This is a genomic window from Bacillus infantis, assembly GCF_020171945.1.
In the GTDB taxonomy this organism is placed as follows: domain Bacteria; phylum Bacillota; class Bacilli; order Bacillales; family Cytobacillaceae; genus Bacillus_AB; species Bacillus_AB infantis_A.
The window spans coordinates 644,776-660,755 of the sequence record NZ_JAIVAP010000001.1; the positions used below are offsets into that span (position 1 = coordinate 644,776).

Here is a 15,980-nt window from a genome sequence, read left to right on the forward strand (position 1 = left end):
GAAGCTTAGGAATCACAGGCAGGCTTTTTTACAGCCAGCATAAGAAACCCGCACTTCCCTCCGCCGGCATGACCCGGATCAGGTATAAGGGTTAGGACCAACGGGCCCACTCTCAGCCGGACTCCTCCGGCTCCCCCAGTGCTTTATGTATTAAGTTATCTTGGATACCAGGCTGTTTTGGATTTTGGCGGACAGGCTCAGAATTTTCAAATGAACTCTTGGCCATTTTTCTGTAAGTACAGGAATCTTTTTTCTGTTTATCGAGAAGGAATTGCTGCAAGTTCAAATTTTCTAATCAGTTAATCCTTATGAAGACGAATCGGCCACCAATAAAAAAGCCCGGTCCACTAGTGAAAGGACCAGGCTTTGCATACATAAAAAAAGTAATGTTGCTCATTCTACTTTCCTACGCTGGCATGATCCAGTTCAGGTCCAAAGGGTTAAAAAACAACGGTTTTCCTCTCAGCCCGCCTGTGCGGACACCCCTAGCAGTCATACAATATCCAATTAAGAATCATCATAACTTTGTTCCTGTCAAAAGTAAAGGCATTGTTTATTTTCTCCTCCGCCTGAACAAAAAGACAGCTGCGCCAATTACGGCCAAGGCAATCAGTATATATACCACATTAGAATACATCCCCAGATATTCCACTGCTGTTTCCCATGAATCGCCAAAGGCTGCCCCAATATTCACAAGGATTGTATTCCAGATCAGTGTACCGATGACTGTAAATAGCATAAACAGCGGAAAATTCATTTTCGCCATCCCGGCAGGAATGGAAATAAGGCTTCTTACCAGAGGGATCATCCGGCATATCAGGATTGTCCAATAGCCGTAGCGGTCAAACCACCCAAAAGCTTTATCAAGATCTGCCTTTTTCAGGCGGAGGATGCCTCCCCACCTGTCTATAATTCTTTCAAGCCGATTTCGGCTCAGAAAAAGGCCCGCCCCGTAAAGCAAACCAGCTCCCGCTGTCGAGCCAAGAGTAGCCGCAGTAATTGTCCCGAAAATTGTAATACTTGTTTGCGCAGTCATAAAACCGCCAAATGTCAGAATAATTTCTGACGGGATAGGGGGAAAAATATTCTCCAGCGCAATCAGCAGGAAAATTCCTGCATAGCCAAATTGTTCAATCACATCTTTAATCCAGTTCTCCATAATACCTCCCAAGATGAAACGAAGTATATCAGTTAATAACCGTTATCTTCTATTTCCTCCCCTTCAGGAAAAGGGAATTTCAATCGGTCAAGCCCATTCAGCTGAAATTAGAATAACTCATCCTGCAAAATAATCAAATTATATCCTTCACAGGATCACTATTTGGAACATATGTTCTAAAACCGCATATATTTTATGGATATTTTCAATGAGGAGGATGTCAATGAAAGCTACCCCTGATGTTTTTGCCAGTATGGCACGTTATCTGACTGAGGATGAAGAGGCAGCTGAAGAGCTATGGATAAAAGTACTTCTTGCTGCTAAAAGAAACGGGATGGGTAATGACCGGGAAATTATATTGCCTGCTGCAGTGGAATCATTAAGGATACTGATGAGGAAAATGAAATCATCCGAACCTGCAAAAAATCCTGCCGCTTATTTTTACGCTGTCATTGACCGAAAGCTTAAGCTGCTTTAATACGCTTAGGCTGATTACTTTCTAAAAACCAAAAGATCCGCCAATAAATAAAGGCGGATCCGCAGCTTCAAGAAATATTAAAATTGGGGTGGAGGGGTGACAGGCACCTATACCAGTCAGCCAACTGGTATAGGTGCCTGTCACCGCTCTTCACCGCTCATCACCGCTCTTCACTGCTATCTAAGCTTCAAACAATAAACAGGCTCTGGATGATGCCCTTCCTCTACCTCGCCGGTGGGAACAAAGCCGGCTTTTTCATACATTTTTATCGCTCTGTCATTATCATGGATCACTGTTATATAAATCTCACTGCAATCTAATGACTCTGCCATCTCATCAATGACGGCCTTCAGGACGGGACCGCTGTATCCTTGCCCTTGATATTGATGGCCGATCATCATACTGATCAATTCATGCCACTCTGTTTCCTTCCTGAAGCCGTATGAAGCAAACCCGATCAGCGTGCTGCCATCGTAAATAGCTCTAGGCGTATACCCAAACACCTGGCAGGCGCCAAGGAAAAAGGCGTTCGACCCTACCCATCTTTCATAAATCTGGATCCTTGTTTCCTGCACTTCATCTGATTTGAGATTGATAACATCATAGAAATTTTGTTCTGTTACTTCCGTAAGTCTGATATCCATCATTACCCCCTGTTTTTTTATATATTTGACGAGATCATTATACAATATTTCCTGGATTTAATATCAGAATTTTCTATTTTCCTATACTTCATATAGCAATAAACAAGGACAGCGCCTGCGCTGTCCTTTTGTTCCATATATAACTTCTTGAAATCTAAATCTTTTCCGCCTTGATGGCGCCCTGTGCCTGCTTTGCTGTCTGCTGTAGAGCAGGAATCTGCGGACTCTGACCTTTATTGTGAAATATCATAATCATCACCGGTACAATAATGATGAAAGATAACAGCAGCATGACAAGCACAAGCGAAGATCCGGTCAATTCCTTGGTCATATCATGAAGATAAAGCTGGAAGAATTCCTTGATTTCTTTGTTCCCGAACACATTGGCGGAAGTCAGGAATTCCTCTTTTTCCAAGTCATAATAATAAATATCCCTTTTCTTAAAAATGAACAACCCATCTCTTTTCAGCTCATATTCAACAAAGCCTGCGGCAATGCTTGACTCATATTCTTCTGTTTTTTCTTCATTTTCCGGTGTGGAAGGATTGTCAGCCTTAACAACCTTGACTACATTTCCTTTAAAAGATATGAAATCCTTCACTATGGCAGATTGCTCGTTATAATAATGGACGGTTTTCTGCAGATGTCCATCCAAAACGCTGGCTAATGCCTGTTCTCCTTCCATGCCCTCTTTAGCTGCACAGCTGGTACCTGCTCCTAAAAAGCCTGGCAGCAAAGCTATCAGCATAATAAATACCAAATGCAATTTCTTCATAAGATCATCCCTTTTTTACAATAATAGTTTCCAGCAGCTCCTTTAGCCTCCATGAAGGAATATAGGGATCATAGATGATCAGTTCAAATTGAAACCTTCCATCGTTCCATTCAGCAAGAATACCGGTTTCGGGGATCGGATAAATGGAGACAGGGTGTCCAAGCACATAATGGTTTGAATCTCCTTCATCGGCTGCATTTAAGCCGGGAGCCGATTTTTCACCTGTAAGCCTCATATATTCCCTGCCGTCTTTTGTGTAAGACAAACGATATCCTTCTTTTGAGGATTGAAGCTTATCGGCTGAAAATAAATTGATTTGATTTTTCTCCTCAAAAAGCAGGATCCCATTCGGAAGGCTTTGTAAGGAAACCTCCTTCGCCTGCCAATTTAAATCATAATCTGTTGCAGCATTGATCTTCTCAGGCAGCTGAAATTCATCCATCGGTACAGAATGGATTTCCTTTTCTTCTTTAATCAATGTTTTCTTCCTCAATTCCGCTGAAGCGGTGCTTGTCTTAAGAATCCTCCATTTTTTCTTGCTGATCCAAAGCTGTTCCTCATGGCCGCTTTCATGATCCTTTGGGAGTGCTGACAGCCAATAGGCTGCTTTTCCTTTTACATCTGTGTCTCCTTTAAGCATAATACTGTGAGTCTCCCTGAGATTTTCAAGAGCAGCAACACTCGCTTCTTTATCAGGCATTTTTCGGCTGAAATATGAGCCTGGCAGCGGCAGCACCTTTGCTGTTGTACTGCCTTCTTTATACATTGTCATATATCTGCTGTTTACGGCAGTATAGTATACGCTTCCATCAGGGACAGACGTAATATAGAGAGATTTTTGATGAACAGGATCATTCCAGGAGCGGACGACTGTTGTTTCTGCTTGTCGGTCTGATTCAGAAATGCTTACTTCTTTTTCCTGGTAGATTCCTGAACCAGTGGTCTGTTCAGTGCTCTCCAAAAGCTTTTCCACTATGTCCGCTCCCTTGGCGGCAGGACTCACTGTACATCCTGCCATCAGGAAAATAACCGGACACATTGCCAATATTGAATAGAATCTCATCCGGCTGCCTTCCTTTCCCTGCTTGCAGACTCAGGCAAAAAACCAATGAAGCAAGTGCCAAATCCTTCTTCTGACACCACGTCAATTTTTCCTCCCTGCTTCTCCAGGATCATCTTTGCTATAGGAAGGCCGAGACCGCTGCCCCGTTCCCCCTGCCGGGTATGTTTTTTCCTTGAAGGGTCTCCTTGATAAAAAGGCTGGAAAACACGCTCATAATCCTGCTCCGGTATCCAGCTTCCTTCATTCTGGATGACCAGCCATACACCCTTGTCCTGGTTTCCGGATTGCCGGATTTTCAATATAGCTTTCGGATATAGAAATTCCGGCAGCCTGCTACCCAGGGAGAATGCTGAAGCATGAACGCTTCCACCGGCTTCTGTATGCTGAATCGCATTCATGACAAGATTATCGAAAAATCTAAGCATCTGTTTAGGATTAACGTTATAGCGCCCGGACACATTCACATAATCTGTCAATGTGAGTTTGTGAGATCCGGCAAGCTCTTCATATTCTGATAAAGCCATTTCAAAAAATTCCTGTCCTTCCACTTCCACAGCATCCTGCAAATAATTGACAGATTGAAGTGACATCATCGTGGTGAGATCATCAATCAGCTGCCTGATATACTGTGATTTTCTCAGGATCAGCTCTAGCTTATCCTTTGCGGAGCCCGCTTTACTCACCATGGCGCTTTCGGCTGACACCATGATGCTGGTCAAAGGTGTCTTCAAATCATGGGAAATGGAAGCAGCCATAAAATCCTTTTGCTGCTGAATCAGTCTGATCTCTTCTTCTTTTTCTTTCAGTTTCTTTGCCATGTTTTGAAAGTTCAGGAACAGCTCCCCGATTTCATCCTTCCTTCCGGGAAGCTCTGCAGGCTTTTCCCCCCTGGCAAAAGAATTCATCCTCTCCATTAGCATATTCATCGGCATGAACAGTTTTCTTTTCAGCAGGACAAGCATGCCAGCGTAAATGCAGGCAAACAGTATGAAGTAAATGAAAAATCCCCATGCAGTCCGTTCTTCTACACCTTCAATCCAGCTCAGCCGCAAAAAAGAAACCTCAAAGAAACCGATTGTTTCGCCATTTGAAAATACAGGTTTTTTGAGAATAAAAGCATCATAGCCTGTTTCCATTTCATAAAGGCCTTTATATACGTTGTCCAGCTCTTCTTTGAAATGAAGCTGCCGCTTTGGGTCGGTCGAAAAGACGATTTTTCCTTTGTCATCGAAAAGGGTAAAGATTGTTTTTTCCTGGGCATATTCTCTGAGCCGTTCATATTCACTTCCGCCTGTCCCGTCATAAAGATTCGGATTGGAAAGCAGCCTCTCATACAGCTCCAGTTTTTTCTGAGCTTCCAGATAATCAAGCATTTCCTGTTTCTCATCGTATGATTGAATGAATGAAAACAGCAGAAGCAGCACGATGAGCGGCAGGATCATAACAGCGAGAAAAGCAGCCATCAGCCAGAGTTTAAGCTTCATAATATTTTCCTCCAATAAACCGATAGCCTGTGCCCCAGATGGTCTGAATGAACCTTGGATTCTTGGTCGAGTCTCCCAGCTTTGTCCGCAGGCTTTTAATATGAACGGTGATGGTGTTGTTTCCGTCCACATCTTTTTCCTGCCAGATATGCTCATATAGCTCACTTTTAGTGAAAGCCCGGTGTGAGTTGACGGAAAGCACTTCTAAAAGCGCAAACTCTTTTCCTGTCAGCTGCACTTCCCTCCCGTCAAGGGTCACCAGCTGCTTTTCAGGAAAAATACTCAGGCCTCCTGCAAAATTGAAATGCTGGCTCGACACAGCTGCTGTTTCAGAAATAGAACGCCTCAGCTGCACTTCGATCCTTGCCTCCAGCTCCCGCAGGCTGAAGGGCTTCGTCAAATAATCATCTGCTCCGAGCTTCAGGCCCCGGACCTTATCATCCTCCCCGAATTTAGCACTTAAAATGAGCAGAGGGACATTCCTGTTTTTCCAGCGGATATTCCTGCACAAATCGAATCCATCCATTTCCGGAAGCATCAGATCGACAATCACAAGATCATATTGCCCGCACTGAAAATCCTCCCAGCCTTCCCTCCCATTGGAAGACCAGGCCAGATGATAGCCCTTATCAGCCAAATATTCTTTAACCAGAGAAGCAATCGAATGATCATCTTCCACTAGCAATATATTTTTCATTTTTTATCCCTCTCTTTTTTCCATTCTAGTATGTAATAGGAATAATGCCGGAAATTTAAGAAAATCTTTATAATTGCAGCAAACTATCCGGCAGCATAAATAGCGGGGCGCGTAGTTGCGCCCCGCTGCGCATAAATTTCTGGTCCATCAATCAGCCATATCAAGCCCCTTGTAAAGTCTCAGGGATTCTTCCAGAAAGGCTCTGTTAAACCCTGTCTTCTGATGGATCCGTTCCGCCCATGCCTCAAGCCCGGCAAGCGGAGGGTCATATACCAGCCCGTTCTCTGTGCTGAGGAAACTTTCCCAATCATAAAACTCCCAATGGGCCGTTTCACCTGTATGGGGAACGCGGCATTCCAAAAGCGGTTTAGGATGAATCTTTCGGCTTGAATGCCCGGCAGCAATCCAGAATTCATCCCTGTCGACCGGCTCCAGATGATATGTTTGGAATGACTTCTTTCCGCTCGGCCTATGATAGGTGATACCTGCTGCATTGCCGCTGCTTTTAATTTCAATGCTTGCCGCCGGGAAATACCCTTTTAGCGGTGCTTTAGTGTCTCTATCAATCTGTATCGGCTGCAGCCACTGGTCGCCAAGGTCGCATAAAAAACGGCTTCCTTTATCATCCTCGGCTACCACGGCTGCATGGGCCTTTTCTGTATGCAAGCCGCTTCCAACCGGATAGGCCCTGATTCCTTCTCTATCAAATTCGTCAAGCAGCCAAAGGGCAAGGTCAAAGCAGTTTCCAGTGATCCCAAACTGCTCCCGATGCTCTTTCATCTGGGAAACTTCCCTTTGCCCGATCCCTTTATGGTGCAGCCACAGTTTAGTAAGCGTCTCCATCGGGAAGCTGTCAAATCTTTTCCATACAGACAAAATGCTTTCAGGTGCTTTCATCATGCCACTCTCCTCTAATTGTCCGTTTGCTTAATTCGACAATCACAGAAGAATTTCCTTTAAAAACCAAAATAAAAAACCGGTATTATTGGCAAGTTTCCTAGAAATCTGCTGTCTGATGATTGACATGTGTTTCAATTTTATAATATTAAATTAGGGCAATTTATCGTTGTGCAGACATATTTTACAATACAATCGGTTTGCCATGGAGTATTAGACGACTTTATATTATCTCATAAATTCGATTCTGCTTCCAAATGATGTTACAATAGATGAAACGGCTCTTAAGGGAAGGATGACCAATTTGATAACCTCTTACGAGAAAATAACCATTTCCGGAAATAAGTATGCCGAGGTCTTCCTGAATATAACGGAGGACAAGCGATTCATTATTTCCATACCTTCCATCAGCTGGTCAGCCGAAATCAGTCAGCTGGATGATCTGAAAGAACAATTCGCTCATCTCCAGTCATCGCTGAATTTCCATATGTTTGAAGGGAACACGGAAGAGCTTGCTGCCGCAATTATCAAAGAAGCAGAAAAACATATCTGATTCTCTTTTATAAACCGCCTGGCAGAGTGACTCTGTTAGGTGTGTATACACCATGAAAATTCCCCGGATTTTTCACCTTTCTCTTTCTTGAAAAAACCCTGCTCAAAGTACGGAAAAGGAACTATCCGTGCTTTTTTCATTTTCTTTTCTCAGTCTATGCAATTGCAGTTCTGTACATATGTAAAAGAAAAAGCCCGGAAGTATCCGGGCTTTCCTTTTAATTGGAGCTTTCCTGATGCTCTACCTTAACGCGTTTAATAAAGAATGAAGCAATCAGTCCCAAAATGGCCACGCAAATGGCAAATATAAATGCATCCTGGATGCCTGCTGTCAATGACAGCGGCAGTAATGCGGGATCCTGAGGATTTGCTGCTTCTTCCATAAAGCTCTTTTGCCCAGCTGTCATGATGGAAATCGCAACAGCCGTTCCGATTGCACCCGCTACCTGCTGAAGGGTGTTCATGATAGCCGTGCCATCAGGATACAGCTCAGGCGGCAGTTCGTTGAGGCCATTTGTCTGAGCCGGCATGAATACCATCGCAATCCCCACCATCATGAAGATATGCAGCATAACAATATAGCCGGCTGACGTATCATTTGTTATTCCGGAGAATGCAAACATAACGATCGTGACGATCACAAGACCGCCTCGGACCAGCCATGTGGGACCGTATTTATCGAACAAGCGTCCCATTACAGGCGACAGAATCCCATTGACTACTCCTCCTGGCAGCAAGACAAGCCCGGCCGCAAATGTAGTCAGCAGAAGTGAATTCTGCAAATAGAGAGGAAGCATGATCATCGAAGATAATATGACCATCATCCCGATCAGCACCATCAGCAGGCCTAAATTGAACATAGGGTATGAAAATGTGCGCAGATTGATCATAGGCTGTTTCATCTTTGTCTGGCGGATACAGAAAAGAATCAAACCGACTACTCCAAGCACAAGGGCAATGATAACTTTCGGGCTCCCCCATCCTCCTTCTCCTTCACCGGCACTGCTGAATCCGAATACGATTCCGCCGAAACCGATCGTTGATAAAAGGATGGACAGCAGATCGATTTTTGGCTTAGTAGGGGTGGAAACATTCTGCATATAAAATAGTCCAAAAATGAGAGCTAAAACAAAGAACGGCAATGAAATCCAGAAAATCCAATGCCATGTCAGATTCTGCAGAATCAATCCTGATATCGTCGGTCCGATTGCAGGAGCGAACATAATGACCAGACCGATGATTCCCATCGCCCCTCCGCGCTTATGCGGCGGTATGATGACAAGGATCGTATTGAACATGAGCGGCAGCAGAAGCGCTGTTCCGATTGCCTGGATGACGCGAGCCAGCATCAGGATGCTGAACACAGGGGCGACTGCTGCAATGAATGTCCCGATGATAGAGAAAACGAGCGATACTGCAAATAGCTGCCTCGTCGTAAACCATTGCAGCAGCAGTCCTGAAATCGGCACCAATATCCCAAGGGTCAATAAATACCCTGTTGTCAGCCATTGGACAGTAGCTGCATCCGTTTCAAAAATCACAATAAGATCCCTGATTGCCATATTCAGGGCGGTTTCACTGAACAGGCCGATAAATCCTGCTATCAGGAAAGAAATAATAATAGGAACCGCTCTGATTCCCTTTAATGCATTCGGCGCGGCTGCGCCTTGGTTAGTACTTTGCACAATGATTCTCCTCTCAACTTCTGCGCTGCTTTACTGGCTTCTGAATACATATGTAAAATGTTCAGCTATATTCCGCAGCGGCTTGCCATTTCCATAGGTGCCTGATAGCATGACAGCCCCTTCAATCATAGAGCTCACAAGCAGTGCCAGCTCCTTCGACCTCTCCTCAGAAAAGCCGGAAAGCAGCAGTTTTTCTTTGTATAGCGATTGCCATTCTCTGTAAGTTTCCTGGCAGGCCTGCCGGATTGGCTCACTTGTCAGGGCCGTTTCCGAAGCAATCAGACCGATGTGCAGGCCGCTGTTCTCATGGCTCAGGGGCACATCAAAGTAAGAAGCAATTTTTTCGGCATGATAGCGGAAGGCTTCTGCCGCATCCTCGAAAGATGCCAGCTCTTCCTTTATCATTATTTTTATCTCATTTCCAGCATGCTTAACAGCTTCTACTGCTATCTCTTCTTTGCCGCCGGGAAAATGATAATAAATGGACCCTTTCGGAGCCCCGCTCACCTCTATAATTTGATTCAATCCGGTGCCATTATACCCCTGGCACTTGAATAGATTCGATGCCGCACACAAAATCGACTCTCGTGTCTTTCGCTTGCCCTCCAAAATCATTCTCCTTTCGGAAAAATTATAACAACCGGTCTAGATAAATTTATGGGAATCCACCGGGAAAGTCAACAAAACAAAACTGAAAAAATTACATTTTTTTATGTGCTTGTTATATATGAGTTGGCCTGTTAAGTTTTTTCCTATCCTTCAACCCTGCAGACAGCAGATAGAACGATACCAGCAGCAGAACATAAGCTGCAAGAGGGAAGAGGATGATCCACTGGGAGTGGTAAAGAAAAGAACGCGACTGTCCGATAAGGCCTGACCACTCATTGGTTATTGATAAGTAAATGGTAGGAAAATACTGCTTTTCCGTTCCGCCCAGGAATAAATTAAAGGCACTTTGTTCGGCTTTCTCCTCCATCAGAGTGTCTCATATCCTTCTCTTGAAGCACTCTGACCGGCATTCTCTACCATCAGAGTGTCTCAGATGTCAACACACTATATCTCCCGAAGTTCCTCTGCCCGCTGCCGCATCTCTTCGTAAGTCTCCCCGTTCCGCAAATCCGCAGGCTCCAGGCCCAGGCTTTCAACCGCATAGTAAAGGTGCTCCAGCCAGTCATGGTCCCCGCATCTGATTGCTTCTTCACACTCTCGCTCAATATAAGGAGTACTGATTTCTTTTCCTAGTTCCCTGAAAATTTCTACCGCATCCAGGGCACCGGGCCAGTTCCTGTCCTGAAGGAGACCTGCCAGCCGCGGCAGTGCTTTTTCATTCCTTGGATAGCCTATTTTCCTTATGACTGCTACCCCATTTTCCCAGCAGGCTTTGCCGTACTTAGGAATAATCATCCCGACTTTCTCTGCAGGGAGCTGAAATAAAACATCAGCTGCTTCTTTTTGGGTCTCTTTAGAAAGATGCCAGTTCAGATTATAGACATGATAGATGATTTCCTCATCCTCCATTTCGATATATTCGCTCATAAAAATCACCTCAACAACTATTTTATCAGAAAAAGGCTGCGGGATTTCCGCAGCCCTTTCATATCTAATGCTTCTTCTTGCCTTTTCCTTTCAGGTCAACGCCAATGGCTGCCCCGCTTCTGCTGGAGTCGGCAACTCCCTTGAATATCCCTTCCTTGTGATAAATCAGAATGCTTTGAACATTGCCTATCGTGTCTGGTTTTTCTCCGAATCGATGGCCCATTTCCTTCAGCCTCTGAAGGGCAGAAGCTGGCACCCCTTCTTCATACCTGTAGGAAGATGGGTTATTCGTATAGATCCTCGGTTCCTCCACTGCTGCTTTCAGTTCCAAATCGTACTCTATTGCATTAATGATTGTTTGCAGGACAGAGGTTATGATGGTCGGTCCTCCCGGTGATCCGACTGTCAGTACCGGCTTGTCATTTTGAAAGACAATTGTTGGAGTCATGCTGCTGAGCGGGCGTTTATTAGGCTGAACCTCATTTGCCCCTCCTGGCACAGCATCAAAATCAGTCAGTTCATTATTCAGCATCACGCCAAAGCCCGGCACCATGATGCCCGTACCAAAAACCTGCTCAATCGTTGTTGTATAGGAAACCACATTCCCCCATTGGTCAGCTACTGTAAAATGGGTGGTTTCACCATACTGTCTGTCTGCAGGCTGCGCTGCTGCACTGTAATCGGGCTTTCCGCTTTCATATTTCCATGGGTCGCCTGCTTCAGGCTTTGTATTCATTTCATCAAGCGATATCAGCTGCTGCCGTTCTTTAATATAGTTATTATCAAGAAGTCCTTTAACTGGGACTTCTACAAATTCCGGGTCTCCCGCATAAGCTGCCCGGTCTGCATAGGCAAGATGCATGGCTTCTGACTTGAGGTGATATTTTTCCCAGGAGCGGACTGGATATTGGGAAAGGTCGAAGCCGTCCAGTATTTTTAGCATTTGCAGGAGAAAGACACCGCCTGAGCTTGGCGGAGGCATGCTGGCAATCTGATAGCCTTGATATTCCCCCCACACAGGCTTGTCTATTGTTGCTTCATACTTTTCTAAATCGTCCTTTACCATTGATCCGCCGAATTCCTGCACTGCTTTGGCAAGGGCATCACCAATCGGCCCTTCATAAAGCGCCTCGCTTCCGTCCTTTCTAATTAGCTTGAACGCTTTGGCAAGATCTTTCTGGACCAGGATGTCACCTTCTTCCAGCGGGTTGCCTCCTGGGAGAAACACTTCAGCAGCTGCTGACCGGGACAGCTTTTCTTTATTATCCTCTATTGCCGCTGCCAATACCGGATCAATTGGAAAACCTTTATCAGCCAGTTTAATAGAAGGCTGGATTAATTTCTTCATAGGGATGGTTCCCCACATATCCAGTGCTTTTTCAAGGCCTTTCAAGGTTCCCGGTACACCGACTGCCGTTCCGCCCGTAGATCGTTCTGCAAAGGGAATCGGCTTTCCATTTCCATCGAGGAACATATCCGGCTTTGCTCCGGCCGGGGCACGCTCACGGCTGTTGATGATGGTTGTTTCTTTCGTTTTTCCATCATACACCATCATAAATCCGCCGCCCCCGATGCCTGACATCATCGGCTCTGTCACGTTAAGAGCAAACTGGATCGCCACAGCAGCATCAATCGCATTACCGCCTTTCTTCAACACATCAGCCCCTATTTCCGAAGCAAGCGGATGGGCTGTGGAGACCATTCCATCCTCTCCCACGGCAACTTCACCATATTTTTCATAGGGGTCCTGCTTATGCTTTGCATCTGCATCAGCAAGAGGAGCGAATACCAATAACAAACTGGACAAATACACAAATAAGACACTGGCGGCTTTTTTCATTTTATCCCTCCTAATGTTGGTTCATGTCTAACTTAAAAGAAGGGATGCTGGATTGGCAAATATATAGCAGAAAATTCATAATTTTAAATATTTATTCCTAGAATGATTCTTTGCCGGTTGGGTCTAATGGCATTGAAAACTCAGCAGTTGCTAATATATCCCAAAAGTTGCTAATAAAATTTAAAAGTTGCTAATATATGGATGAAGTTGCTAATATAATCCATTTCTTGCTAATAAAATAAAAAACTTGCTAATAAACCACACGCACATCCCGTCACGTTCCCCATATACGCAAAAAAAGAGCCCCCTCAGGCTCTTTCTTCAAGAAATAAACAAAAACAGCTGCCTCTTCCCATTGGCATCCAGCCTATCAGTAAAATCCACCCACTTCATTCTGGTTCTCCGTTCTTCAACCAGCTTATTAATCTCCCGCTCAATCATTTGCATCCTTTGATAGGTTTCGGTCACACCCAGGCTGAACTTTTCTGCTGCCTGCTTATGCGGAGAGTGCTTGACCAGCAGGCTCATGAACTGCTCGGAGCTTTCGGACTGCTGTGCCAGCCGGTCCTCTATGTCAGTGACATATCTGTAGAGATCCCGGTCTTCAGGGGGCAGCCCTGAGACAATCTCCCTGATCATAATATCGACGAGTCTTTCATTCATGCTTAACACCCCGCCATGTAAAATTTGTCCCTTTAGTTTATCATATTACCAGCTTGATTTTTTGACTCCGGGAATTTGCCCTTTATGAGAATATTCACGGAAAGCGATCCGGGACATTTTAAATTTGCGCAGGTATCCGCGCGGACGGCCTGTCACCTCACAGCGATTCTTCAATCGGGTTGGGGATGAATCGCGCGGCAGCCTTCTCAGTGCCTCATAATCGCCCTTCTCCCTCAGTTCCCTGCGGATCTCAGCATATTTAGCGACCATCTCCTGGCGCTTTTTCTCTTTTGCTACTTTTGATTTTTTAGCCATTATAAAAAAACCTCCATGCATCAATTCGTAATCATTACGATTTAAATAGGATAAAATAAAGACAGAACAGTCAGATCAAAAACTAAATCGTAACCATTACTATTTATTACAAAAATTATAGTACCATAAATCAGCCTTTCGTGTAAACCAGCCTGCCCGGAAACACAAAAAAAGCTGCAAAAATGCAGCTCCCTCTTACTATGCAGCATGTGATTCTTTACCAGAACCTGACTTCTTTTTTCTCCGGAACAGCGGCACTACCATAACCAGTACAGCTATGATCATCAATGTAAGGCCGATCGGGCGATCCAGCAGGATGGCCAGGCTTCCGTCAGAGATAGTCAATGTCTGCCTCAGTGCCTGCTCCATCATCCCGCCCAATATAAAGGCAAGGATAAAAGGTGCCGCCGGGAAAGAAAAGATCCTCATAAGAAACCCAATTACTCCGAAAATCAGAAGCAGGTATAAATCAAACGTGTTAAAGCTCAAGGCATATACGCCTACCATACTGAAAGTTATAACGAGCGAAATCAGCATCGGCCTTGGAATCGTGAGCACCTTAGCTATATACGGGACAAGGGGCAGATTCAAAATCAACAGAAACACATTGCCGATATACATGCTGGCGATGATGCCCCAGAATACATCGGGATGATCCTGCACCAGCAGCGGTCCCGGCTGGATGCCCAGCACCAGGAAAGCCCCCAGAAGGACAGCTGTTGTACCGGACCCCGGAATCCCCAGGCTCAGGAGCGGAACGAAGGCCCCACCGGTTGCTGCATTATTGGCTGTTTCCGGAGCAGCCAGCCCTCTGATGGAGCCCTTCCCGAATTCTTCAGGCTTTTTCGCCAGCTTTTTTTCACTGATATAGCCGATGAAGGAGGCGATGGTCGCCCCTGCTCCAGGAAGGACGCCAAGAATGAACCCCAGCACCGACTGGCGGGCCATCGGTCCCTTCATCTCCCGGAAATCTTCCCTGGTGATTTTCAGGCTGCCGATGTTCTCATTTTCGGATGATGAAGTATTCTTTCTATTAAATATCAATGTACAAACCTCTGCCAGGGCAAAAAGCCCAAGAGCGATGATAAGGAAATCGATGCCTTCCAGCAGATAGGCGTTGTCAAAGGTAAAGCGGGCAGTGCCCGTCTGTCCGTCGATTCCAATGGTCACGACAATGACTCCAAGAGTGGCTGAGATAAATGCCTTTAAGGTGGACCCTTCCGACAAGCTGGAAATGGCCGTCAATCCTAATAGCATTAAAGCAAAGTATTCGACGGGGCCAAATGAAACGGCAACCGAGGATAGCAGCGGGGAAAACAGCATTAATAAAACAACACTGACTGTTCCTCCAAAGAAAGATGCAATGGCAGCAATGGCCAGTGCCTTGCCCGCCTTCCCCTGCTGGGCCATCGGGTAGCCATCGAATGCGGTAGCAACCGTCCCCGATACTCCGGGTGCATTCAGCAGGATGGATGAAGACGATCCGCCGAAGATCGCTCCATAATAGACTCCGGCCATCATCATTAACGCAATGGCAGGGTCCATATTGTATGTGACCGGGATCATGATGGCAATCGCACTGATGGGGCCGAGGCCCGGCATCATGCCGATGAATGTACCGATAAATACACCGAGGAATACAAATAAGATCCCCTGCAGGCTCAGTGCAACCTGAAATCCTGATAATAATCCTTCAAACGAACCCATAATATCCCTCCTTTAAAATGGCAGAATGCCTGCCGGCAGTGAGATTTGCAGCAGATAATTGAACATCATGTAAATGGACAGCGAGAAGACGACCGAGACAATTGCATTCGTCCATGTTTTCTTATAGCCCAGATACCAGGTTGTGATAAAAATGAAAAGAGCCGTCATGATCACAAACCCGATCATTTCAAAAAAGAAGATATAGACCAAAATAAATGCGCAGACTGTAAGCAATGTCTTGGCTTCGCCATCCGGTATCTTCCGTTTTTTCTTTTCTTCTTCCGTCTCCGCCTTCTTAGAAAAAAACAGCAGTACCGACAGCAGGAGCAGCAGGAACCCGAGCGCTTTTGGCACAAAGTCTGCATCTATTGCCGCATAAGGATATTCTGGAAGCCTGAAGCTTAAAATAAGGTAAAACAGTGCAAAACCTATTAATACAAGGCCAATTTTCCGATTGATTGGCTTCAGCATGTATGATTCCCCCT

Annotated in this window: 18 protein-coding genes and 2 riboswitches; of the genes, 2 read left to right on the forward strand and 16 right to left on the reverse strand. The window is 45.2% G+C overall.

What is annotated here, in order from left to right; all coding sequences use genetic code 11:
* Positions 1–38: 38 nt before the first annotated feature.
* Positions 39–147: riboswitch (TPP riboswitch) on the reverse strand.
* 239 nt (positions 148–386) lie between these two features.
* Positions 387–497: riboswitch (TPP riboswitch) on the reverse strand.
* A gap of 56 nt (positions 498–553) precedes the next feature.
* The gene (locus LCM00_RS03420) at positions 554–1,159 is read right to left on the reverse strand and encodes a DedA family protein (protein ID WP_224897854.1); all 606 of its coding nucleotides are present in this window, start codon (positions 1,157–1,159) and stop codon (positions 554–556) included.
* A gap of 223 nt (positions 1,160–1,382) precedes the next feature.
* Between LCM00_RS03420 and LCM00_RS03425 the strand changes: the two genes are divergently transcribed.
* A complete protein-coding gene (locus LCM00_RS03425) occupies positions 1,383–1,637 on the forward strand; it encodes a hypothetical protein (RefSeq protein WP_224897856.1) in 255 nt (84 codons plus the stop codon).
* A gap of 176 nt (positions 1,638–1,813) precedes the next feature.
* On the opposite strand, the gene LCM00_RS03430 is transcribed toward LCM00_RS03425, so the two are convergent.
* The 6 genes from LCM00_RS03430 to LCM00_RS03455 form a co-directional block, all read right to left on the reverse strand.
* Positions 1,814–2,281 carry a GNAT family N-acetyltransferase gene (locus LCM00_RS03430; RefSeq protein ID WP_224897858.1) on the reverse strand — a complete coding sequence of 156 codons (468 nt, stop codon included), beginning with the start codon at positions 2,279–2,281 and terminating at the stop codon, positions 1,814–1,816.
* A 154-nt stretch (positions 2,282–2,435) separates the two neighbouring features.
* Complete coding sequence (locus LCM00_RS03435; RefSeq protein WP_224897859.1) at positions 2,436–3,029, reverse strand: hypothetical protein; 594 nt, start codon at positions 3,027–3,029, stop codon at positions 2,436–2,438.
* 31 nt (positions 3,030–3,060) lie between these two features.
* Positions 3,061–4,119 carry a hypothetical protein gene (locus tag LCM00_RS03440; protein WP_224897861.1) on the reverse strand — a complete coding sequence of 353 codons (1,059 nt, stop codon included), beginning with the start codon at positions 4,117–4,119 and terminating at the stop codon, positions 3,061–3,063.
* On the reverse strand, positions 4,116–5,603 hold the full coding sequence (locus tag LCM00_RS03445) for a HAMP domain-containing sensor histidine kinase (protein ID WP_224897863.1): 1,488 nt from the start codon (positions 5,601–5,603) through the stop codon (positions 4,116–4,118). Before LCM00_RS03445 ends, LCM00_RS03440 begins: the two co-directional genes overlap by 4 nt.
* Complete coding sequence (locus LCM00_RS03450; protein ID WP_224897865.1) at positions 5,593–6,300, reverse strand: response regulator transcription factor; 708 nt, start codon at positions 6,298–6,300, stop codon at positions 5,593–5,595. Before LCM00_RS03450 ends, LCM00_RS03445 begins: the two co-directional genes overlap by 11 nt.
* Positions 6,301–6,447: 147 nt before the next feature.
* On the reverse strand, positions 6,448–7,197 hold the full coding sequence (locus LCM00_RS03455) for a hypothetical protein (protein WP_224897867.1): 750 nt from the start codon (positions 7,195–7,197) through the stop codon (positions 6,448–6,450).
* A gap of 295 nt (positions 7,198–7,492) precedes the next feature.
* Between LCM00_RS03455 and LCM00_RS03460 the strand changes: the two genes are divergently transcribed.
* Positions 7,493–7,750 (forward strand): YueH family protein, encoded by a 258-nt coding sequence (locus LCM00_RS03460; RefSeq protein ID WP_224897869.1) that lies wholly within the window; start codon positions 7,493–7,495, stop codon positions 7,748–7,750.
* 217 nt (positions 7,751–7,967) lie between these two features.
* On the opposite strand, the gene LCM00_RS03465 is transcribed toward LCM00_RS03460, so the two are convergent.
* The 9 genes from LCM00_RS03465 to LCM00_RS03505 all read right to left on the reverse strand — a co-directional run bounded on the left by LCM00_RS03465 (position 7,968) and on the right by LCM00_RS03505 (position 15,966).
* Entirely contained in the window at positions 7,968–9,386 is a 1,419-nt protein-coding gene (locus LCM00_RS03465) for a DHA2 family efflux MFS transporter permease subunit (RefSeq protein ID WP_224898167.1), read from the reverse strand.
* Positions 9,387–9,464: 78 nt separating this feature from the next.
* Positions 9,465–10,043: a TetR/AcrR family transcriptional regulator gene (locus LCM00_RS03470; protein ID WP_224897871.1), complete on the reverse strand. Its 579-nt coding sequence runs from the start codon at positions 10,041–10,043 to the stop codon at positions 9,465–9,467.
* Between the two features lie 112 nt (positions 10,044–10,155).
* The gene (locus LCM00_RS03475) at positions 10,156–10,410 is read right to left on the reverse strand and encodes a hypothetical protein (protein ID WP_224897873.1); all 255 of its coding nucleotides are present in this window, start codon (positions 10,408–10,410) and stop codon (positions 10,156–10,158) included.
* A gap of 77 nt (positions 10,411–10,487) precedes the next feature.
* The gene (locus LCM00_RS03480) at positions 10,488–10,970 is read right to left on the reverse strand and encodes a hypothetical protein (RefSeq protein ID WP_224897875.1); all 483 of its coding nucleotides are present in this window, start codon (positions 10,968–10,970) and stop codon (positions 10,488–10,490) included.
* 64 nt (positions 10,971–11,034) lie between these two features.
* Positions 11,035–12,810 (reverse strand): gamma-glutamyltransferase, encoded by a 1,776-nt coding sequence (gene ggt / locus LCM00_RS03485; protein ID WP_224897878.1) that lies wholly within the window; start codon positions 12,808–12,810, stop codon positions 11,035–11,037.
* Between the two features lie 321 nt (positions 12,811–13,131).
* Positions 13,132–13,473, reverse strand: a complete 342-nt coding sequence (locus tag LCM00_RS03490; protein WP_224897880.1) for a hypothetical protein — start codon at positions 13,471–13,473, stop codon at positions 13,132–13,134.
* Between the two features lie 45 nt (positions 13,474–13,518).
* On the reverse strand, positions 13,519–13,788 hold the full coding sequence (gene rpsN / locus LCM00_RS03495; protein WP_224897882.1) for a 30S ribosomal protein S14: 270 nt from the start codon (positions 13,786–13,788) through the stop codon (positions 13,519–13,521).
* Positions 13,789–13,986: 198 nt separating this feature from the next.
* Positions 13,987–15,495, reverse strand: a complete 1,509-nt coding sequence (locus LCM00_RS03500) for a tripartite tricarboxylate transporter permease (RefSeq protein WP_224897884.1) — start codon at positions 15,493–15,495, stop codon at positions 13,987–13,989.
* Positions 15,496–15,507: 12 nt separating this feature from the next.
* On the reverse strand, positions 15,508–15,966 hold the full coding sequence (locus LCM00_RS03505) for a tripartite tricarboxylate transporter TctB family protein (RefSeq protein WP_224897886.1): 459 nt from the start codon (positions 15,964–15,966) through the stop codon (positions 15,508–15,510).
* Between the last annotated feature and the right edge of the window lie 14 nt (positions 15,967–15,980).